Here is a 21,368-nt window from a genome sequence, read left to right as displayed (position 1 = left end):
GGCTCAATCCTTCAGAAAGGCTTTGAAGCGGAACAGCTCGGTCAGGCGGTAGCCGCGGTAGCGACCCATCGCCAGCATGAAGCCCACCATGATCAGCAGCACGGCCGGGAAGGTGAAGATGAAGTAGGTCAGCTCCCGGATGTTCATCAGCATGAAGGCCAGGCTTGCGGCGATCAGCGTGCCGACCGCGACCTTGAAGGCATGGCCGCCGCCGCGCTCTTCCCAGGTGATGGACAGGCGTTCGATGGTCATGGTCAGGATCACCATCGGGAACAGCGATACCGACAACCCGCGCTCGAGGCCGAGCTTGTGGCTGAGCAGGCTGATCACTGCAATCAGCACAACGACGAAGGTCAGCACGACCGACAGGCGCGGCAGCATCTGGAGTTTCAGATGTTCCAGGTACGAGCGCAGCGACAGGCCGAGCGCGGTGATCAGGGTGAACAGGATGATGCCGAAACCGATCTGGGTTTCGCGGAACGCCAGGGCGATCAGCACCGGGGTGAAGGTGCCGAGGGTCTGCAGGCCGCCGAGGTTGCGCAGGATCAGGATCACCAGCACGCCGATCGGGATCATGATCATGATCTGGTAGGTCTGCTGAGTCTGCAGGGGCAGGCCGTACAGCGAATACTCCAGGAATCCGGCCTCGGTGTTCTCGTCTGTCAGCTTGGCGAGGCGGATGGCGTTCATCTCGCTGTTGTTCAGGGTAAAGGTCACCTGCGGGTTGCGGCCACCTTCCAGGTTGATCAGCGGCTCGTCACCGGTCCACCAGACCAGACGGTCACCCGGCAGGCCCTGTTCGCCGGTGCCGGGGTTGAAGAACAGCCACTTGTCGCCATTGAAACTGCGCAGCCAGAGTTCGGGCGTTTGCGGCTGATCGGCATTCAGGCGGATGGTATGCACACGCTCCATCGGCACGTGGGCGATGGACAGCAGCAGCTCGATGACGCGTGCCTTGTTCGGAATGGAGGTATCGCCCCCGAGCAGCAACTTGACGTTGTCATCGTTGGGATTGTTGACGCGCTTGATCGCTTCGCTGATGAAGGTCTCGACGTCGGCCGAATGCTGGCGAATGGGAGAGAGCAGGGCCTCGGCGGCAATCTTCTCCGGGCCTTCGACCGGGATGCTGTCGCGGAAGATCGGGCCGGTGGGCTTGCTCTGCTCGCCGCTGTAGCGCTTGGTCAGCACCAGGCGGTAATAGAGTGTCTGGTTGCCGCTGGCGCGACGCGCGGACCAGGTGACGCGGCGGTTGCCATCGACGCGGTTGACGCTGACACCGTAGTTGTTGGAGATGAAGCTCTCGTTGAGGCTGACGAACTCCTGATTCAGTGGCGGCACGTACATCTGCAGCTTCACTGGCTCGCGCGGATTGGCCTGGAACTCGACCTTGGCGTCGATATTCCACAGGTCATCGGTTTCGTCTTCGGTAACCGGAATGCCGAGGATGAAGATCTGGTAGGCAGTAATCGAAATTCCCAGTGCGACGAGCAGGAAGATCAGGACTTTCAGATGCAGAGTGAGAGCGCGCATGGGTATTACTCGTCAGCGTCAGATTCGTTGAGGCAACCGGGCTTGCCGGCAATAAAGGTGCGACTTGGGTCCACCAGGGCACCGAAGCGGGTGAGCGCATCGGAACCGATCAAAAGTGGGTATTGGAAAGCCGTACGGTCGGTGAGGTTCACTTCGATGGTGCGTTTGACCTTGCCCATGCACAGATCGAGCTCGATGACCGGTCGTGCGGTATAGGTCTTTTCCTCTTCCGGATCGAAGTCGCCGGCGCGACGTTTGATCTTGCTGATCCGCGCCAGGGGGCGTTCGATGGGGTGCGCATGGGCGCTGTCGACGGCCAGGTAGAAGCGCACCCAGGATTCGCCCTTGCGCTTGAAGCGAGTGATGTCGCGCGCGCTGAGCGATGCCGTCTGCGCGCCGGTGTCGAGTTTCGCTTCCACTTCCAGATTGAAGTCGGGAATGCCGACGTGTTCGTTCAGACCGTAGATCGCCTTTTCGGCAGCCACGCCGATGGCGGGCAGGATCAGTACGCAGAGCAGCAGAAGGTGGGCTTTAACTCTCATGGAACCTGAAATCTAAGGGAAGGGAAGAATGGCCGGCTGGCCTGCGCCGAAAGGTCCGGCGAGCGGCCTGGACGCGAAAGGCTGGCATTCTAGCATGCTGATTTCTTGGCGCTACAACGGCCACCAGCGCTTTGACACCCCATGATACAGACCATGCCGAGCGTACGACTTTAGTAAAGGTGTCGACAATCGGCGGACTGCGTCAGTTGACTGTTAGGTTATGCAGGCGTAATTTCGCCGTACTGTCTTTCGGATTGTCGACAATCATGCTGGATACCGTTGAGCTACCCCCATCAGTACAGCAGCTTGATAGCGGCACACTTGCCGAGAACGTGTTCCGTCTGATCCAGGCTGCGATCGTCAAGGGTGAGATTGCGCCGGGCAGCAAGATTTCCGAGCCCGAACTGGCGCGTACCTACGGCATCAGCCGCGGGCCGCTGCGCGAGGCTATCCACCGGCTGGAGGGCCAGAAACTGCTTGTCCGCGTTCCCCATGTGGGCGCGCGCGTGGTTTCGCTGAGCCATGCCGAGCTGATCGAACTCTACGAAATCCGTGAGTCCCTGGAAGGCATGGCCTGTCGCCTGGCCGCCGAACGCATGAGCGAGGCGGAAATCGATGAACTGCGTCGGGTGCTCAGCACTCACGAACGCGATGAGGCGTTTCAGGCTGGCGTCGGTTACTACCAGCAGGAAGGCGACTTCGACTTCCACTACCGGATCATCCAGGGCAGCGGCAACCGCACGCTGGCCAAGCTGCTGTGCGACGAGCTCTACCAGCTGGTGCGCATGTACCGCATCCAGTTCTCCACCACGCCGAATCGGCCGCATCAGGCCTTCGCCGAACACCACCGAATCCTGGACGCCATCGCCGAGCGCGATGGCGAACTGGCGGAGCTGCTGATGCGCCGCCATATCGCCGCTTCCAAGCGCAATGTCGAGCGCCATTTCAAAGGTGCTCTTGAGCAAACACCACAACCAAGAGGTGAGGCATGACACTCCCAACCCCCGGTCAGCGTTTTCGCGACGCGGTCGCCAGCGAACATCCCCTGCAGGTGGTCGGTGCGATCAACGCCAATCATGCGCTGCTGGCCAAGCGCGCCGGCTTCAAGGCGATCTACCTGTCCGGCGGTGGTGTCGCCGCCGGTTCGCTGGGTCTGCCTGACCTGGGAATCACCGGGCTCGACGATGTGCTGACCGACGTCCGTCGCATCACCGACGTCTGCGACCTGCCGCTGCTGGTGGATGTCGACACCGGCTTCGGCTCCTCGGCGTTCAACGTGGCCCGCACCGTGAAGTCGATGATCAAGTTCGGCGCTGCCGCGATCCATATCGAGGACCAGGTCGGCGCCAAGCGTTGCGGCCATCGTCCGAACAAGGAAATCGTTTCCCAGCAGGAAATGGTCGATCGCATCAAGGCGGCGGTGGACGCGCGCACCGACGACAGCTTCGTGATCATGGCGCGTACCGATGCGCTGGCGGTGGAAGGTCTGAACTCCGCGCTGGATCGTGCCGCTGCCTGCATCGAGGCCGGTGCCGACATGATCTTCCCGGAGGCGATCACCGAGCTGGCCATGTACAAGACTTTCGCCGACCGCGTGAAGGCACCGATCCTGGCCAACATCACCGAGTTCGGCGCCACGCCGCTGTACACCACCGAGGAGCTGGCCAGCGTCGACGTTTCCCTGGTGCTCTATCCGCTGTCGGCGTTCCGCGCCATGAACAAGGCGGCCGAGAATGTCTACACCGCGCTGCGCCGTGACGGCACCCAGAAGAATGTGATCGACACCATGCAGACCCGCATGGAGCTCTACGATCGCATCAACTACCACGCGTTCGAGCAGCATCTCGACGCGCTGTTCGCCCAGAAGAAGAGCTGACGAGCAGGTCCCGCCGGGATTTGCCAGCGGGACCTTTGCGATCCATTTTTCAACGTGATTTGCAGTATCCAGAACAAATCCAAGAAGGAGATAGCAATGGCTGAAGCAAAAGTATTGAGCGGTGCGGGGCTGCGCGGACAGATCGCCGGGCAGACCGCCCTGTGCACCGTCGGCAAGACCGGCGCCGGGCTGACCTACCGTGGCTATGACGTACGCGACCTGGCGGCTGAGTGCGACTTCGAAGAAGTGGCCTATCTGCTGTTCTACGGCGAGCTGCCCACCACGGCGCAACTGGCCGACTACAAAAAGCGCCTGAAGACCATGCGCGACCTGCCGCAGCCGCTGAAGGAAGTGCTCGAGCGCATCCCGGCCAGCGCGCATCCGATGGATGTGATGCGCACCGGTTCGTCGGTGCTCGGCACCCTTGAGCCCGAACTCAGCTTCGATCAGCAGCGCGACGTGGCCGAGCGCCTGATGGCGGCCTTCCCGGCCATCATGTGTTACTGGTACCGCTTCACCCATGACGGTGTGCGCATCGATTGCACCAGCGACGAAGACACGCTGGGTGGTCATTTCCTCGCGCTGCTGCACGGCAAGAAGCCGAGCGACCTGCACGTCAAGGTGATGAACGTCTCGCTGATCCTCTACGCCGAGCACGAGTTCAACGCCTCGACCTTCACCGCCCGTGTCTGCGCCTCGACGCTGTCCGACCTCTATTCCTGCGTGACCGGTGCCATCGGTTCGCTGCGCGGCCCGCTGCATGGCGGCGCCAACGAGGCGGCGATGGACATGATCGAGCAGTGGAAGAGCCCGGAAGAGGCCCGCGAAGCGATCCTCGGCATGCTCGAGCGCAAGGACAAGATCATGGGCTTCGGCCACGCGATCTACAGCGTCTCCGACCCGCGCAACGAGGTGATCAAGGTCTGGGCCAAGAAGCTCGCCGACGAAGTGGGCGATACCGTGCTCTACCCGGTCTCGGTGGCCGTCGACGAAACCATGTGGGAGCAGAAGAAGCTCTTCCCCAACGCCGACTTCTACCATGCCTCCGCTTATCACTTCATGGGCATCCCCACCAAGCTGTTCACGCCGATCTTCGTCTGCTCGCGCGTCACCGGCTGGGCATCCCATGTGTTCGAACAACGCAGCAACAACCGGATCATTCGGCCGAGCGCCGAGTACATCGGTCCGGAACAGCGCAAGGTAGTACCGATCGCCCAGCGCTGATCGGGATGGGGAGCCCGCCGTGCGGGTTCCTCCAGGCCTTGCCCCTCGGAACATTACTGGATTGAGTTCTTCCGGCATGAATACAGAACACCGCAAACCGCTGCCAGGCACCGGGCTTGACTACTTCGACACCCGCGAGGCGATTGAAGCCATTCAGCCGGGCGCCTATGACAAGCTGCCCTATACCTCCCGCGTGCTGGCCGAGCAGCTGGTGCGCCGCTGCGAACCGGCAGCGCTGACCGATTCGCTCAAGCAGATCATCGAGCGCAAGCGCGATCTGGACTTTCCCTGGTATCCGGCGCGCGTGGTCTGCCATGACATCCTCGGCCAGACCGCGCTGGTCGATCTCGCCGGCCTGCGTGACGCGATCGCGGAGCAGGGCGGCGACCCGGCCAAGGTCAACCCGGTGGTGCCGACCCAGCTGATCGTCGACCACTCGCTGGCCGTCGAGTACGCCGGCTTCGATCCGGATGCCTTCGAGAAGAACCGTGCCGTCGAGGAGCGCCGCAACGAGGATCGTTTCCACTTCATCGAGTGGACCAAGACGGCGTTCAAGAACGTCGACGTGATCCCCGCCGGCAACGGCATCATGCATCAGATCAACCTGGAGAAGATGTCCCCGGTGATCCAGGCCCGCGGCGGCGTGGCCTTCCCGGACACCTGCGTGGGCACCGATTCACACACGCCGCACGTCGATGCACTGGGCGTCATCGCCATCGGCGTCGGCGGCCTGGAGGCAGAGACCGTGATGCTCGGCCTGCCTTCGATGATGCGCCTGCCCGACATCGTCGGGGTCAAGCTCACCGGCAAGCGTCAGCCAGGCATCACCGCCACCGATATCGTTCTCGCGCTGACCGAGTTCCTGCGCAAGGAACGTGTCGTCGGAGCCTGGGTGGAGTTCTTCGGCGAGGGCGCCGACAGTCTGTCCATCGGTGACCGCGCCACCATTTCCAACATGTGCCCGGAGTACGGCGCCACCGCCGCGATGTTCTACATCGACCAGCAGACCATCGAGTACCTCAAACTGACCGGCCGCGAACCGGAGCAGGTTGCCCTGGTCGAGCAGTACGCCAAGGAAACCGGCCTGTGGGCGACAGCTCTGGAAGGCGCCGAGTACGAGCGCGTGCTCGAATTCGACCTGTCCAGCGTGGTGCGCAACATGGCCGGCCCGAGCAACCCGCACAAGCGTCTGCCGACGTCGGCACTGCACGAGCGTGGCATCGCCGACGAGGCCAAGCTGGCCGCCGCACGTGCCGAGGAGGCCGAAGGCCTGTTGCCGGATGGCGCGGTGATCATCGCCGCCATCACCAGCTGCACCAATACCTCCAACCCGCGCAACGTGGTCGCGGCGGGCCTGCTGGCCAAAAAGGCCAACGAACTGGGGCTGGTACGCAAGCCCTGGGTGAAGACGTCGTTTGCGCCGGGCTCGAAGGTGGCCAAGCTGTACCTGGAAGAGGCGGGCCTGCTGCCGGAACTGGAGAAGCTTGGCTTCGGCATCGTCGCCTATGCGTGCACGACCTGTAACGGCATGTCCGGTGCGCTGGACCCGAAGATCCAGCAGGAAATCATCGACCGTGACCTGTATGCCACGGCAGTGCTGTCCGGCAACCGCAACTTTGACGGACGCATCCACCCGTACGCCAAGCAGGCCTTCCTGGCCTCGCCGCCGTTGGTGGTGGCCTACGCCATCGCCGGCACCGTGCGCTTCGACATCGAACAGGACGTGCTGGGCACCGACAAGAACGGCCATCCGGTCACTCTGAAGGACCTTTGGCCATCCGACGAGGAGATCGACGCCATCGTCGCCGCCTCGGTCAAGCCGGAGCAGTTCAAGCAGGTCTACATCCCGATGTTCGACCTGGGCAGCATCGAGGAGGCCAAGAGTCCGTTGTACGACTGGCGCCCGATGTCTACCTACATTCGCCGCCCGCCGTACTGGGAAGGCGCGCTGGCTGGTGAGCGTACCCTCAAGGGCATGCGACCGCTGGCGATCCTGCCGGACAACATCACCACCGATCACCTGTCGCCATCCAATGCCATCCTGCCGGATTCGGCGGCGGGCGAGTACCTGGCCAAAATGGGCCTGCCGGAGGAGGACTTCAATTCCTACGCCACCCACCGCGGCGACCATCTGACGGCACAGCGGGCAACGTTCGCCAACCCGCAGCTGGTCAACGAGATGGCGGTGGTCGACGGCAAGGTGCAGAAGGGCTCGCTGGCGCGCGTCGAGCCGGAAGGCAAGGTGATGCGCATGTGGGAAGCCATCGAAACCTACATGAATCGCAAGCAGAACCTGATCATCGTCGCCGGTGCCGACTATGGCCAGGGCAGCTCGCGTGACTGGGCGGCCAAGGGCGTGCGTCTGGCCGGCGTGGAAGTGATCGTCGCCGAAGGCTTCGAGCGCATCCACCGTACCAACCTGGTGGGTATGGGCGTGCTGCCGGTCGAGTTCAAGCCGGGCACCACCCGCCTGACCCTCGGCCTTGACGGCACCGAAACCTACGACATCGAAGGCGCACTGTCGCCGCGTTGCGATCTGACCTTGGTCGTGCATCGCAAGAATGGGGAAGAGACCCGCGTGCCGGTCACGTGCCGCCTCGACACCGCGGCCGAGGTCAGCGTCTACCAGGCCGGTGGCGTACTGCAGCGCTTCGCCAAGGATTTCCTCGGCCAGGCCTGAGGCACGCCAGTTCCGCACATGCTCTGCGGTTCGTTCGCAGAGCGTGTGCGCAGCGGCGACATTTCATTCCTGCGCGACCGTCCGGTGGCGCAGCTTCATGAGGACCAGATTCCCATGGCTCATCTTCCCCAGATCAGGATTCCTGCCACCTACATGCGTGGCGGCACCAGCAAGGGCGTGTTCTTCCGTCTGCAGGATCTCCCGCAGAGCTGCCAGGTGCCGGGTGCTGCGCGCGACAAGCTGTTCATGCGCGTGATCGGCAGCCCTGACCCGTACTCGGCGCACATCGATGGCATGGGCGGCGCCACATCGAGCACCAGCAAATGCGTCATTCTGTCGAAGAGCAGTCGCCCCGATCACGACGTCGAGTACCTCTATGGCCAGGTGTCGATCGACAAGCCCTTCGTCGACTGGAGCGGTAACTGCGGCAACCTCTCTACCGGCGCCGGTGCCTTCGCGCTGCACGCAGGGCTGGTGGACGCCTCGCGTATCCCGGACAACGGCACCTGCGTAGTGCGGATCTGGCAGGCCAACATCGGCAAAACCATCATCGCCCATGTGCCGGTAGCCAACGGGCAGGTACAGGAAACCGGCGACTTCGAGCTGGACGGTGTGACCTTTCCGGCTGCGGAAATCGTACTGGAATTCCTCGATCCGTCCGATGATGGCGAGGAGGGCGGCTCGATGTTTCCTACCGGCAACCTGGTCGACGACCTGGAGGTGCCCGGTATCGGCACGCTCAAGGCGACCATGATCAGTGCGGGCATCCCGACAGTATTCGTCAATGCCGAGGACATCGGCTATCAGGGCACGGAGTTGCGTGAGGACATCAACGGCAATCCGGAGGCGCTGGCTCGTCTGGAGTCGATTCGCGTAGCCGGAGCGCTGCGGATGGGCTTGATCAAGACCGCGGAGGAGGCGTTGACCCGCCAGCACACGCCGAAGGTTGCGTTCGTGTCCCGGCCTAAAAGCTATCGTGCGTCGTCCGGCAAGAACATCGAGGCGGGCGAGGTCGATCTGCTCGTGCGCGCACTGTCCATGGGCAAGCTGCACCACGCCATGATGGGCACCTGTGCGGTGGCCATCGGCACGGCGGCGGCGGTGCCCGGTACGCTGGTCAATCTTGCCGCGGGTGGTGGTGAGCGTCAGGCCGTGCGCTTCGGGCATCCGTCCGGCACGTTGCGCGTCGGTGCCGAGGCGAAGCAGATAGACGGCCAGTGGACCGTGACCAAAGCCATCATGAGCCGCAGCGCGCGGGTGCTGATGGAAGGCTGGGTGCGGGTCCCCGGTGATGCCTTCTAAGGCTGGTGCACGACCAGGTCGAGTGCGTCCTGCGCAGATTTTTCTTGCGCCTTGAACGCAAAAAGTCCGCACCAAGCGGACTTTTTGTTGTCTAGCGAAGCGGCGGTTATTTGAGTCGACGCTCGACGCCTTTCTCCACCAGGATCTTGGCCGAGATTTCCTCGACCGAAAAATGCGTGGAGTTGATGAAGTTGATGTTCTCGCGGCGGAACAGGTTTTCCACCTCGCGCACTTCGAATTCGCATTGGGCGAAACTGGCGTAGCGGCTGTTGGGCTTGCGTTCGTTGCGGATGGCAGCCAGGCGGTCCGGGTCGATGGTGAGACCGAACAGCTTGTCCTTGTATTCCTTGAGTGCACTCGGCAGCTGCAGGCGCTCCATGTCGTCCTCGGTGAGCGGGTAGTTGGCGGCGCGGATGCCGTACTGCATCGCCATATACAGGCAGGTTGGCGTCTTGCCGCAGCGGGAAACGCCAACCAGGATCAGGTCCGCCTTGTCGTAGTAGCGGGTGCGCGCACCATCGTCGTTGTCGAGGGCGAAGTTGACTGCCTCGATACGCTCCATGTAGTTGGTGTTGTGGCTGATCGAGTGGGATTTGCCCACGGAATAGGAGGAACGTGACATCAGCTCATGTTCCAGCGGAGCAAGGAACGAAGAGAAGATATCGATCATGAAGCCATTGGATTCGGCCAGAATGTCACGGATTTCCTGGTTAACCAGCGTGTCGAAGATGATCGGCCGGCCACCGTCCTTTTCCGCGGCATTATTGATTTGCTGTACCATGGCCCGCGCTTTTTCCGCGGTGTCGATGTACGGGCGCGTCAGTTTCGTGAAAGTGATGTTCTCGAACTGTGCCAGAAGACTCTGGCCCAGGGTTTCCGCGGTGATGCCTGTGCCGTCCGAAATGAAGAAAGCAGTTCGTTTCATGTGCCTTGGGCCTTAAGTCGAGAACGGTTCCCAGCTATAGTAGGCCCTTCGCCGAGCCCGGTTGGCGGGCATTGTTACTTATTTTGCAGGGTCGGGCCACAGTCGTGCGGCCCGGCTCCGGTTGAGTTTCCAACACTAATGTGGAGAGATCACCTTGGTAGAGTACGTAGTTTCCCTCGATAAGCTCGGCAATCATGACGTTGAGCGTGTAGGGGGCAAGAACGCCTCCCTGGGCGAGATGATCAGCAACCTCGCCGGTGCCGGCGTTTCCGTACCGGGCGGTTTCGCCACGACAGCTCAGGCCTATCGCGACTTCCTCGAACTCAGCGGTCTGAACGATCAGATCCACGCTCTGCTCGATGCCCTCGACGTGGATGACGTCAACGCCCTGGCCAAGGCCGGCGCGCAGATCCGCCAGTGGGTCATGGACGCCAAGTTCCCACCGCAGCTCGATGCCGACATTCGCAAGGCCTTCGCCGAAATGTCCGGCGGCAACGACAACATGGCCGTTGCGGTCCGCTCCTCGGCCACCGCCGAAGACCTTCCGGATGCGTCCTTCGCCGGCCAGCAGGAAACCTTCCTCAACATCCGTGGCGTGGACAACGTGATCCGCGCGGCCAAGGAAGTGTTCGCCTCTCTGTTCAACGACCGTGCCATTGCCTACCGCGTGCACCAGGGTTTCGATCACAAGCTGGTCGCCCTGTCTGCCGGAGTACAGCGCATGGTCCGCTCGGAAACCGGCACCGCCGGTGTGATGTTCACCCTCGACACCGAATCGGGCTTCCGTGATGTGGTCTTCATCACCGGCGCCTACGGCCTTGGCGAAACCGTCGTGCAGGGCGCGGTCAACCCGGACGAGTTCTACGTCCACAAGCAGACGCTGGAAGCTGGTCGCCCGGCTATCCTGCGCCGCAATCTGGGCAGCAAGGCGATCAAGATGGTCTATGGCGACGAAGCCAAGGCCGGCAAATCGGTCAAGACTGTCGACGTCGATGCGGCCGACCGTGCGCGCTTCTGCCTGACCGATGAAGAGGTCACCAACCTCGCCAAGCAGGCGATGATCATCGAGAAGCACTACGGCCGCCCGATGGACATCGAATGGGCCAAGGACGGTGACGACGGCAAGCTGTACATCGTCCAGGCCCGTCCGGAAACCGTGAAGAGCCGCAGCAGCGCCAACGTGATGGAGCGTTACCTGCTGAAGGAGAAGGGCACCGTACTGGTCGAGGGTCGTGCCATCGGCCAGCGCATCGGCGCAGGCCCGGTCAAGGTCATCCACGACGTGAGCGAGATGGACAAGGTCCAGCCGGGCGACGTACTGGTCTCCGACATGACCGATCCGGATTGGGAACCGGTGATGAAGCGCGCCAGCGCCATCGTCACCAACCGCGGCGGGCGTACCTGCCACGCAGCGATCATCGCCCGTGAGCTGGGTATTCCGGCAGTAGTTGGCTGCGGCAACGCCACCGAAGTCCTCAAGGATGGCCAGCGCGTTACTGTCTCCTGTGCGGAAGGCGATACCGGCCTGATCTTCGATGGCGAACTGGGCTTCGACATTCGCCAGAACTCCATCGACGCCATGCCGGAGCTGCCGTTCAAGATCATGATGAACGTCGGCAACCCGGATCGCGCCTTCGACTTCGCCCACCTGCCGAACGAAGGCGTCGGCCTGGCCCGCCTCGAGTTCATCATCAACCGCATGATCGGCGTGCACCCCAAGGCGCTGCTGAATTTCGAAGGCCTGCCGGCCGACGTGAAGAGCAGCGTCGAGAAGCGCATCGCTGGTTACGACGATCCGGTCAACTTCTATGTCGAGAAGCTGGTCGAAGGCGTCAGCACCCTGGCAGCAGCGTTCTGGCCGAAGAAGGTCATCGTGCGCCTGTCGGACTTCAAGTCCAACGAGTACGCCAACCTGATCGGCGGCAAGCTCTACGAGCCGGAAGAAGAGAACCCGATGCTGGGCTTCCGCGGAGCCTCGCGCTACATCAGCGACTCGTTCCGCGACTGCTTCGAGCTTGAATGCCGCGCGATGAAGAAGGTCCGCGACGTCATGGGGCTGACCAACGTCGAGCTGATGGTGCCGTTCGTGCGCACACTGGGCGAAGCATCCCAGGTTGTCGATCTGCTGGCGAAGTACGGCCTCAAGCGTGGCGAGAATGGCCTGCGGGTCATCATGATGTGCGAGCTGCCGTCCAACGCTCTGCTGGCTGACGAGTTCCTCGAGTTCTTCGATGGTTTCTCCATCGGCTCCAACGACATGACTCAGCTGACTCTGGGCCTGGATCGCGACTCCGGCATCATTGCCCACCTGTTCGACGAGCGTAATCCGGCGGTGAAGAAGCTGCTCGCCAATGCCATCCAGGCGTGCAACAAGGCTGGCAAGTACATCGGTATCTGCGGTCAGGGTCCGTCGGATCATCCGGATCTGGCCAAGTGGCTGATGGAGCAGGGCATCGAGAGCGTGTCGCTGAATCCGGATTCCGTGCTGGACACCTGGTTCTTCCTGGCTGATCGCCATATCTGACCGTTGCGGTAGATCGAAAACGGGGCGTCAGCCCCGTTTTCATTTGCGCCGAAAATCCCTGTCCGTTCCGCCATTGGCCGCTTGCGGCTAATATGTCGCGCCAGATGGTTCTAAGGTCGTTATCCCTAGCAGAAGGAGCTTTCCATGCAATACGTCACGCCTGATCTGTGCGACGCCTATCCTGACCTGGTGCAGGTCGTCGAACCGCTGTTCAGCAATTTCGGCGGTCGCGATTCCTTCGGCGGGGAGATCGTGACCATCAAGTGCTTCGAGGACAACTCGCTGGTCAAGGACCAGGTTGACGTCGATGGTACCGGCAAGGTGATGGTCGTCGACGGTGGTGGCTCGCTGCGCCGTGCGCTGCTGGGCGACATGCTTGCCGAGAAAGCGGCACGCAACGGTTGGGAAGGTCTGATCATTTACGGCTGCGTACGTGACGTCGACGTGCTCGCTCAGACCGAGCTGGGCGTACAGGCCCTGGCCAGCCACCCGATGAAGACCGACAAGCGTGGAATTGGCGATCTCAACGTCCCGGTGACCTTTTGCGGCGTGACGTTCCGTCCGGGTGAGTACGTGTACGCCGATAACAACGGCATCATTGTGTCGCCAGAGCCGCTGTCGATGCCGCAGTAATCCGCTGCACTGGCGGGCATGCCCGTCATCTGTTCCGAGCCCGGCTTCGCCGGGCTTTTCATGAGTGACGACGGTACATCGATGCGGGAATCTCATAGCGAGCAAAACGGCCTGATCCACGCGTTTGTTCTGGATGGCAGCGGCGGTGCCCGACAGATCGGCTATCAGGCCCTGCCGACCTTGCAACTGAACGCGCATGAAAGCCTCTGGTTGCACTGGGATCGCAGCCAACCCCAGGCGCAGCAATGGTTGCGCAGGCAGAGCGGGCTCAGTGCGTTTGCCTGCGATGTGCTGCTGGAAGAGAACACGCGGCCTCGCATGCTGGCCTTGCCTCAGGAGGAGCTGCTGCTTTTCCTGCGGGGCGTCAATCTGAACCCCGATGCGGAACCCGAAGATATGGTGTCCGTGCGCGTGTTCGCCGATCGGCAACGCGTCATTTCCCTTCGGCTGCGGCCATTGCGATCTACGGAAGTGGTCATACAGCTGCTGTCGGAGGGAAGAGGGCCGAAGACCGCGTCTGAGCTGCTGATCTATCTCGCCGAGGCGATGACCGACCGCGTCGATGACCTCGTCATGCAGCTTTCCGAGCGGATCGATAAGGAAGAAGAAGCGCTTGAGGCGAACGAGCGCTACACCCCCGAGCACGATTCGATGCTCTCCTTGCGTCGGCAGGCGGCTGGCCTGCGCCGGTTCCTGCTGCCCCAGCGGGAGCTCTATGGGCAGCTGACGCGCAACGGACTGAGCTGGTTCGTCGATGACGATACCGAGTATTGGAACGAGCTCAGCAACCGCCTGACCCGTTACCTCGAAGAGCTCGAAATGGTCCGGGAGCGGATCAATCTCGTGCTGGAGTCTGAACACCGCAGGCTGAGCGAGCGGATGAACCGGACCATGTATCTGCTTGCTATCATTACGGGCTTTTTTCTGCCGCTCAGCTTTCTCACCGGGTTGCTCGGAATCAACGTCGGGGGTATCCCAGGTGCCGACTTCCCGTACGGGTTCGCCGTAGCCTGCGTACTGATCGGCAGTATCGCCTTGCTGCAGTGGTGGATGCTTCGCCGTTTGCGTTGGCTATGAATGTGACTCCCACCCGGTCGTAGGCCGTCTAGGCGACATACTTTTGCGAGGTTTGCATGCGCGATCCCTTCGAAGAATCCCTGCGCGACCTGCTCAACAAGCCGTCCGTCCATGACGACGATGCTTGTCTGGGGCGCGTTCTGAAAACGGCCAACCGTCAGGTAGGGGCTGGCGATCTGTTCGCGCTGATCGGCCACTGGCTGCAAGCACTGATGATGGCCGCCAACAGCGGCAAAGGCCATCTCGCTCCTGTCTCTCGTCGAGGCACCTCCCACCGTTCGTTCGATAAGGCTGATTGATCATGGAATTCGATCCCTGGACCCAAAGTCTGCTGGCGGCGATGAGTTCGCTCTGGGCATCTGTCGCGGCCTTCATTCCCCGCCTTTTCGGCGCACTGGTCGTGGTGCTGCTCGGTTTCGTGGTGGCCAAGCTCCTGGACACGCTGCTTTCCAAGGTTCTCGCCAAACTGGGGCTGGATCGCCTGATGGCCGGAACCGGCCTCACCAAGTTGCTGGGACGGGCGGGCATACGCATTCCGGTATCGGCCTTGATCGGCAAGGTGGTGTACTGGTTCGTCCTCTTGATTTTCCTGGTTTCGGCTGCGGAATCGCTCGGACTGGAGCGGGTATCGGCGACCCTGGACATGCTTGCGCTCTATGTGCCGAAAGTATTCGGTGCGGCGCTGATTCTGCTGGTTGGCGTGCTGCTCGCGCAGGTGCTCAGTGGTCTCGTTCGCGGCGCTGCGGAAAGCGTGGGGCTGGACTACGCCAACGGCCTGGCCCGGATTGCGCAGGGTCTGGTGATCATCATCAGCATCTCGGTGGCTATTGGTCAGCTGGAGGTCAAGACCGAACTGCTGAACTACGTCATCGCCATCGTGCTGATCACCTTTGGCCTTGCGGTGGCGCTGGCGTTCGGTCTCGGTAGCCGCGAACTGGTCGGCCAGATCCTGGCAGGTATATATGTTCGCGAGCTGTACGAAGTGGGCCAGCGGGTGCGCCTGGCAGACATCGAAGGGCAGATCGAGGAGATCGGGACGGTCAAGACATTGCTGCTGACCGATGACGGCGAGCTGGCTTCGGTTGCTAACAAAGTGCTGCTCGAGCAGCGCGTCGGCAGCCGCTAGCCATCCGATTCTGGTAAAGTACGTCGCCTTTTTTCCGGTTTCCATGAATGGCGGCCGTGACTTTGATTGCCGGCTCGAAGCGTCTTGACTAAAACCCCATCGTCCATATCGCGCTACGACCCTCGCCAGCTCACCGATGAAGAGCTGGTGCAGCATGCGCATGTCGAGCTGTTTCATATTACGCGGGCCTACGAAGAACTCATGCGCCGATATCAGCGCACGCTGTTCAATGTATGTGCCCGCTATTTGGGAAACGAGCGAGACGCCGACGATGTCTGTCAGGAAGTAATGCTCAAGGTTCTATATGGCCTGAAGAACTTTGAAGGCAAGTCCAAGTTCAAGACCTGGCTATATAGCATCACTTATAATGAGTGCATTACCCAATATCGCAAAGAGCGCCGCAAGCGACGCCTGCTCGATGCGCTGAGCCTGGATCCGCTCGAGGAAGCCTCAGACGAAAAGGCGCCAAAGATCGAAGAGAAGGCCGGTCTCGACCGATGGCTAGTACATGTGAATCCAATCGATCGCGAGATATTGGTGTTGCGTTTTGTTGCTGAACTCGAGTTCCAGGAAATTGCCGATATCATGCACATGGGTTTAAGCGCGACGAAGATGCGATACAAGCGCGCGCTCGACAAGCTGCGAGAAAAATTTTCGGATACCGCTGAAACTTAATCCCGGAAACTTGTCTTATACCTTGCGAACAGCTCGGGCATACAGACAGCCGGTTTCCTTAGATTGTTCTGATTCTAACCACCAGATGGGGATTTACGGATGAAACTTAAAAACACCTTAGGCGTCGTTATCGGTTCGATGGTTGCCGCCACTTCTCTTAGCGCGCTGGCCCAAGGACAGGGTGCCGTAGAGGTGGAAGCGTTCGGCAAGCACTACTTCACCGATAGCTCGCGTGACGTACAGCGTGACGGCGAGCTCTACGGTGCTGGCGTCAGCTACTTCCTTACCGACGATGTTTCGCTGGGTCTTTCCTATGGCGAGTATCACGACCTGACCTCCAAGGATCCGGTTGGCGCCGATGGCAGCCACAAGAACATCAAGGGCAGCCTGACTTCCCTTGACGCCGCTTACCACTTCGGTGCTCCGGGTGTTGGTCTGCGTCCGTACGTTTCCGCTGGCGTTGCGCACCAGAGCATCGGCCAAGCCGATCGTGGTGGTCGTGACCGCAGCACCTTCGCCAACGTGGGTACTGGCGTGAAGTACTACTTCACCGAGAACTTCTTCGCCAAGGCGAGCGTTGACGGCATGTACAACATCGATGCCGACGAAGCCGAGTGGATGGCTGGCGTTGGTGTCGGCCTGAACTTCGGTGGCGGCGCCCGTCAGGTCGCAGCCGTTGAGCCGACTCCGGAACCGGCTCCGGCTCCGATCGTCGACACCGAGCCGGAACCGGCTCCGGAAGTCGTGCGTGTTGAACTGGACGTTAAGTTCGATTTCGACAAGTCGCGCGTCCGCGAAGAAAGCTACAGCGACATCAAGAACCTCGCTGACTTCATGCAGCAGTACCCGCAGACCACCACCGTGGTTGAAGGTCACACCGACTCCGTTGGTACCGACCAGTACAACCAGCGTCTGTCCGAGCGTCGCGCCGAAGCTGTGCGCAACGTGCTGGTCAACGAGTACGGTGTTCAGGGTAATCGTGTGAACTCCGTTGGCTACGGCGAGTCCCGCCCGGTCGCTGACAACTCCACCGAGGAAGGTCGTCAGATCAACCGTCGTGTAGAGGCCGAGGTAGAAGCTCAGGTTCAGTAATGCTGAACTGAAGCCTTCAAGCTCGAAAAGCCCGGCATAGTCCGGGCTTTTCTTTGCCTGCAGCAAACGTCGCCACAGCGGTGGCGCTAGTGATTCTCCGATGGGTTAGGCGGCGCACAACGACTGCGCCGGGATCAGCGTCAATCGGATTTCGAAGAATTCATTGAGCATAAAAAACCCCGCCGGAGCGGGGTTTTTTTAGGTTCATCGCGCTTTCCCGGGGAAGGCGGCCTTGATTTTCAGAAAGAAGTATTCCGAGTCCCGAAATCCATAGGCCATGCGCTTGATCACCTTGATGCGGTTGTTAACACCCTCAAGGACGCTGGTATGCATGTGGAAGTGAGCACTGGCAAGGATGCCTCGGGCGTATTTGCGCAGGTTGCGAGCGAAGCGTTGCAGCGGCGCGAGGCCGCTCTCGCGAGCATGTCGCAGCCAGGTTCGCCAGCGTCGCCAACCCTCTCGTACGCTGGGGGCGTACCAGACATCCTTCAAGGCATCCTTGAGTACATAGACCGTAGCCAGCGGCTGGTTCGCTGCGAGCAGTTCCTGTAGCTGCACGGCCTGTCCGTCCTTCAGGTTGTCGCGATTTCGCAGCAGCAGCCAACGACTCTGCTTGACCGCCTTTCGTGCCGGCTTGTCTTCGCGCAGGAGGTTGGCCTGGTCGACCCGGATACGGTCGATCACATCCCGGCCGTAGCGCGCGACGACGTGAAACAGGTCGTACACCACTTCGGCCTGCGGGCAATGTTGCTTTACCTCCAGGCCGAAAGCCGTGTTCATGTCCATGGCCACCGCCTCAATCTGCTGGCAGTGCTCGCCGAGCAATTCAAAGAACGGGCGGATCGCCTCACGGCTGTTGCCGTGGCCGACCCACAGCACCCGTGTTCGCTCGGCATCCATGATGACCGTGGCATAGCGATGCCCCTTGTGCAGGGCGAACTCGTCCATCACCAACCGGCGGACACCGCTTGAATCGAAGGTGCCTACCTCGGCTTCCAGGCGTCGTTTATCGAGCGTCTTGAGGGTGTGCCAGTGCAGGCCGGTGAGCCGGCTGACGTGGCTGATCGGCAGCAGCCGCAGCAGGCTTTCGAGCCAGACCCGTAACCGCCGGGTCAGGCGAGATGCAGGCTCCAGCCAGTCGATCCGCTCGGTCACCCGACCACAGTTCAGGCAATCGACTCGGCGCACGGGTAGTTGAAGCAGGACGCGCTGATCGAACAGATCGCGATCACGCACCAGACGAATCCGGCGCTCGTGAATCAACGGGCTGAGCTGACCACAACGCCCGCACCTGGGCACTGAACCGGCTTGAGGCTCAAGCTCAATCAGAAGGGAGTTGTTGGCAGATGAACGGCAGGCAACGACGTCATAGCCTGGCCAGAACGAGGCAAGATCAATAGGATGCACGGCGACAGCAGGGACAGGTGAAGGGTGTGTTTGGCGACTGCCAATTTACCTGCTTCCCTGACTGTCAACTCGCTCTTCCCCCAGAGTCCGCGAAGAACCTTTTTTTATTGCCTTACGCAGTCATCAGACTTCGACGACCTTGATCTTGGCCTTCTCCGCAGCGTCACGGAACTCGGCGATCTGGTCGAAGGACAGGTAGCGATAGATGTCGGCAGCCATGCTGTCGATGTTCTTCGCGTATTCCATGTACTCCGCGACAGTCGGCAGCTTGCCGATGATGGATGCGACTGCAGCCAGCTCGGCCGATGCCAGGTAGACGTTGGTGGCGTCGCCCAGACGGTTCGGGAAGTTACGGGTCGAAGTGGAGACCACGGTCGAACCGGTCTGTACGCGCGCCTGGTTACCCATGCACAGCGAGCAGCCCGGCATTTCCATGCGCGCACCGGCCTTGCCGTAGATGCCGTAGTAGCCTTCCTCGGTCAGCTGGTGAGCGTCCATCTTGGTCGGCGGAGCCAGCCACAGACGGGTCGGGATGCCGCCCTTGACCTTGTCCAGTAGCTTACCGGCAGCGCGGAAGTGACCGATGTTGGTCATGCAGGAACCGATGAAGACTTCGTCGATCTTCTCGCCGGCAACGGTGGACAGCAGGCGGGCATCGTCCGGGTCGTTCGGTGCGCAAAGCACGGGCTCTTTCACTTCGGACAGGTCGATCTCGATCACGGCCGCGTATTCGGCGTCCTTGTCGGCTTCCAGCAGCTGCGGGTTGGCCAGCCAGGCTTCCATCGCGCGAGCGCGACGCTCCAGAGTGCGGGCATCGCCGTAGCCTTCGCTGATCATCCAGCGCAGCATGGTGATGTTCGACTTCAGGTACTCGGCGATCGACTCTTCCGGCAGCTTGATGGTGCAACCGGCAGCCGAACGCTCGGCGGAGGCGTCGGACAGCTCGAACGCCTGCTCGACGGTCAGCTGGTTCAGACCTTCGATCTCGAGGATGCGGCCGGAGAAGATGTTCTTCTTGCCTTTCTTCTCGACGGTCAGCAGGCCTTGCTGAATGGCGTAGTAGGGAATCGCATGAACCAGGTCGCGCAGGGTGATGCCAGGCTGCATCTGACCCTTGAAGCGCACCAGTACCGACTCCGGCATGTCCAGCGGCATGACGCCAGTGGCGGCGGCGAAGGCGACCAGGCCAGAACCCGCCGGGAAGGAGATACCGATCGGGAAGCGGGTGTGCGAGTCGCCGCCAGTGCCGACGGTGTCCGGCAGCAGCATGCGGTTCAGCCAGCTGTGGATGATGCCGTCGCCTGGACGCAGGGACACACCGCCGCGGGTCATGATGAAGTCCGGCAGGGTGTGGTGGGTGTTGACGTCGATCGGCTTCGGATAGGCCGCGGTGTGGCAGAACGACTGCATGACCAGGTCAGCGGAGAAGCCCAGGCAAGCCAGGTCCTTCAGCTCGTCGCGGGTCATCGGGCCAGTGGTGTCCTGGGAGCCCACGGTAGTCATCTTCGGCTCGCAGTAGGTGCCCGGGCGCACGCCCTGGCCTTCCGGCAGACCGCAGGCGCGACCGACCATCTTCTGTGCCAGGGTGAAGCCTTTGCCGCTGTCCGCCGGAGCTTCCGGCTTCTTGAACAGGGTGGACGGCGCCAGGCCCAGCTCGGCACGCGCCTTCTCGGTGAGGCCACGGCCAATGATCAGCGGAATACGGCCGCCGGCACGGACTTCGTCCAGCAGGACTTCGGTTTTCAGCTCGAAGGTGGTGATGACTTCATCGGTACCGTGCTTGCAGACCTTGCCAGCGTAGGGATAGACGTCGATCACGTCGCCCATGGCCAGGTTGGTGCAGTCGAACTCGATCGGCAGGGCGCCGGCGTCTTCCATGGTGTTGTAGAAGATCGGGGCGATCTTGGTGCCGAAGCAGAAGCCGCCAGCGCGCTTGTTCGGAACGAAGGGGATGTCGTCGCCGAAGAACCACAGCACCGAGTTGGTGGCGGACTTGCGCGAAGAACCGGTACCGACCACGTCGCCGACGTAGGCAACCGGGAAGCCCTTGGCTTTCAGCTCTTCCATCTGCTTGATCGGACCGACGGAGCCGGGTACGTCCGGGTTGATGCCGTCGCGAGCCATTTTCAGCATGGCCAGAGCGTGCAGCGGGATGTCCGGGCGCGACCAGGCATCCGGAGCCGGCGACAAGTCGTCGGTGTTGGTTTCGCCAGTGACCTTGAAGACGGACAGGGTGATCTTTTCGGCAACCGCCGGGCGGTTGGTGAACCACTCGCCGTCGGCCCAGGACTGCATCACGGCCTTGGCGTGCTGGTTGCCGGCCTTGGCCTTCTCGGCGACGTCATGGAAGGCGTCGAACATCAGCAGGGTGTGCTTCAGTTGCTCGGCGGCGACTGCGCCCAGTTCCGCGCTGTCCAGCAGCTCGACCAGGGTGGCGATGTTGTAGCCGCCCTGCATGGTGCCCAGCAGTTCGACGGCACGCTGCTTGCTCAGCAGCGGAGAGGAGGTTTCGCCCTTGGCCAGGGCGGACAGGAAGCCGGCCTTGACGTAGGCAGCCTCGTCGACGCCCGCGGGGACGCGGTTGGTGATCAGGTCAACGAGGAATGCTTCTTCGCCCGCTGGCGGGTTCTTCAGCAGTTCGATCAGGCCGGCGGTCTGTTCGGCGTTCAGCGGCTGGGGCACAACGCCCTGGGCGGCACGCTCTTCTACGTGTTTGCGATAGGCTTCAAGCACAGTTTTTACCCTCATCATTGGT

Annotated in this window: 17 protein-coding genes; 12 read left to right on the top strand and 5 right to left on the bottom strand. The window is 61.6% G+C overall.

From position 1 onward, the window contains the following. Positions 1–3: 3 nt before the first annotated feature. Positions 4–1,530 (bottom strand): osmotic stress tolerance membrane protein RloB, encoded by a 1,527-nt coding sequence (rloB, locus tag P5703_RS10880; protein ID WP_011913171.1) that lies wholly within the window; start codon positions 1,528–1,530, stop codon positions 4–6. Between the two features lie 5 nt (positions 1,531–1,535). Continuing rightward, positions 1,536–2,072 carry a retropepsin-like aspartic peptidase RloA gene (gene rloA, locus P5703_RS10875; protein WP_014596645.1) on the bottom strand — a complete coding sequence of 179 codons (537 nt, stop codon included), beginning with the start codon at positions 2,070–2,072 and terminating at the stop codon, positions 1,536–1,538. A 266-nt stretch (positions 2,073–2,338) separates the two neighbouring features. Between rloA and P5703_RS10870 the strand changes: the two genes are divergently transcribed. The 5 genes from P5703_RS10870 to prpF all read left to right on the top strand — a co-directional run bounded on the left by P5703_RS10870 (position 2,339) and on the right by prpF (position 9,154). Continuing rightward, positions 2,339–3,064 (top strand): GntR family transcriptional regulator, encoded by a 726-nt coding sequence (locus tag P5703_RS10870; RefSeq protein ID WP_011913173.1) that lies wholly within the window; start codon positions 2,339–2,341, stop codon positions 3,062–3,064. Next, on the top strand, positions 3,061–3,948 hold the full coding sequence (gene prpB / locus P5703_RS10865; RefSeq protein ID WP_011913174.1) for a methylisocitrate lyase: 888 nt from the start codon (positions 3,061–3,063) through the stop codon (positions 3,946–3,948). The genes P5703_RS10870 and prpB overlap by 4 nt, the downstream gene beginning before the upstream one ends. A gap of 96 nt (positions 3,949–4,044) precedes the next feature. Further along, entirely contained in the window at positions 4,045–5,172 is a 1,128-nt protein-coding gene (prpC, locus tag P5703_RS10860; RefSeq protein ID WP_011913175.1) for a bifunctional 2-methylcitrate synthase/citrate synthase, read from the top strand. 76 nt (positions 5,173–5,248) lie between these two features. Then, a complete protein-coding gene (gene acnD, locus P5703_RS10855) occupies positions 5,249–7,852 on the top strand; it encodes a Fe/S-dependent 2-methylisocitrate dehydratase AcnD (RefSeq protein ID WP_061373577.1) in 2,604 nt (867 codons plus the stop codon). 114 nt (positions 7,853–7,966) lie between these two features. Then, positions 7,967–9,154 carry a 2-methylaconitate cis-trans isomerase PrpF gene (gene prpF, locus P5703_RS10850; protein ID WP_020306354.1) on the top strand — a complete coding sequence of 396 codons (1,188 nt, stop codon included), beginning with the start codon at positions 7,967–7,969 and terminating at the stop codon, positions 9,152–9,154. A 106-nt stretch (positions 9,155–9,260) separates the two neighbouring features. Here the strand turns inward: prpF and ppsR are convergent, their stop codons facing one another. Further along, positions 9,261–10,079 carry a posphoenolpyruvate synthetase regulatory kinase/phosphorylase PpsR gene (gene ppsR, locus P5703_RS10845; protein ID WP_011913178.1) on the bottom strand — a complete coding sequence of 273 codons (819 nt, stop codon included), beginning with the start codon at positions 10,077–10,079 and terminating at the stop codon, positions 9,261–9,263. A 154-nt stretch (positions 10,080–10,233) separates the two neighbouring features. On the opposite strand from ppsR, the gene ppsA reads away from it, so the two are divergent. The 7 genes from ppsA to P5703_RS10810 all read left to right on the top strand — a co-directional run bounded on the left by ppsA (position 10,234) and on the right by P5703_RS10810 (position 17,206). Next, on the top strand, positions 10,234–12,603 hold the full coding sequence (gene ppsA / locus P5703_RS10840) for a phosphoenolpyruvate synthase (RefSeq protein ID WP_285586719.1): 2,370 nt from the start codon (positions 10,234–10,236) through the stop codon (positions 12,601–12,603). A gap of 144 nt (positions 12,604–12,747) precedes the next feature. Beyond that, positions 12,748–13,236 carry a ribonuclease E activity regulator RraA gene (gene rraA, locus P5703_RS10835; RefSeq protein ID WP_011913180.1) on the top strand — a complete coding sequence of 163 codons (489 nt, stop codon included), beginning with the start codon at positions 12,748–12,750 and terminating at the stop codon, positions 13,234–13,236. Between the two features lie 81 nt (positions 13,237–13,317). Next, entirely contained in the window at positions 13,318–14,313 is a 996-nt protein-coding gene (gene cmaX / locus P5703_RS10830) for a divalent cation transporter CmaX (protein ID WP_043942321.1), read from the top strand. Positions 14,314–14,369: 56 nt separating this feature from the next. Further along, positions 14,370–14,612: a hypothetical protein gene (locus P5703_RS10825; protein ID WP_013982738.1), complete on the top strand. Its 243-nt coding sequence runs from the start codon at positions 14,370–14,372 to the stop codon at positions 14,610–14,612. 2 nt (positions 14,613–14,614) lie between these two features. Next, positions 14,615–15,439, top strand: coding sequence for a mechanosensitive ion channel family protein (locus P5703_RS10820; protein WP_014596651.1), 825 nt, complete (start codon positions 14,615–14,617; stop codon positions 15,437–15,439). Positions 15,440–15,523: 84 nt separating this feature from the next. Beyond that, entirely contained in the window at positions 15,524–16,114 is a 591-nt protein-coding gene (gene sigX / locus P5703_RS10815) for an RNA polymerase sigma factor SigX (protein WP_017245062.1), read from the top strand. 99 nt (positions 16,115–16,213) lie between these two features. Then, positions 16,214–17,206 (top strand): OmpA family protein, encoded by a 993-nt coding sequence (locus tag P5703_RS10810; protein ID WP_017245063.1) that lies wholly within the window; start codon positions 16,214–16,216, stop codon positions 17,204–17,206. 204 nt (positions 17,207–17,410) lie between these two features. Here P5703_RS10810 and P5703_RS10805 read toward each other — a convergent pair whose 3' ends face one another. Beyond that, positions 17,411–18,613 carry an ISL3 family transposase gene (locus P5703_RS10805; RefSeq protein WP_285585726.1) on the bottom strand — a complete coding sequence of 401 codons (1,203 nt, stop codon included), beginning with the start codon at positions 18,611–18,613 and terminating at the stop codon, positions 17,411–17,413. A 123-nt stretch (positions 18,614–18,736) separates the two neighbouring features. Beyond that, positions 18,737–21,346, bottom strand: coding sequence for a bifunctional aconitate hydratase 2/2-methylisocitrate dehydratase (acnB, locus tag P5703_RS10800; protein WP_285590162.1), 2,610 nt, complete (start codon positions 21,344–21,346; stop codon positions 18,737–18,739). Positions 21,347–21,368: the final 22 nt, after the last annotated feature.

This window comes from Stutzerimonas sp. FeSN7 (assembly GCF_030263795.1).
Taxonomy (GTDB): domain Bacteria; phylum Pseudomonadota; class Gammaproteobacteria; order Pseudomonadales; family Pseudomonadaceae; genus Stutzerimonas; species Stutzerimonas stutzeri.
Note: the sequence above shows the minus strand (reverse complement) of the source record. Positions and strands in the feature narration are given on the sequence as shown.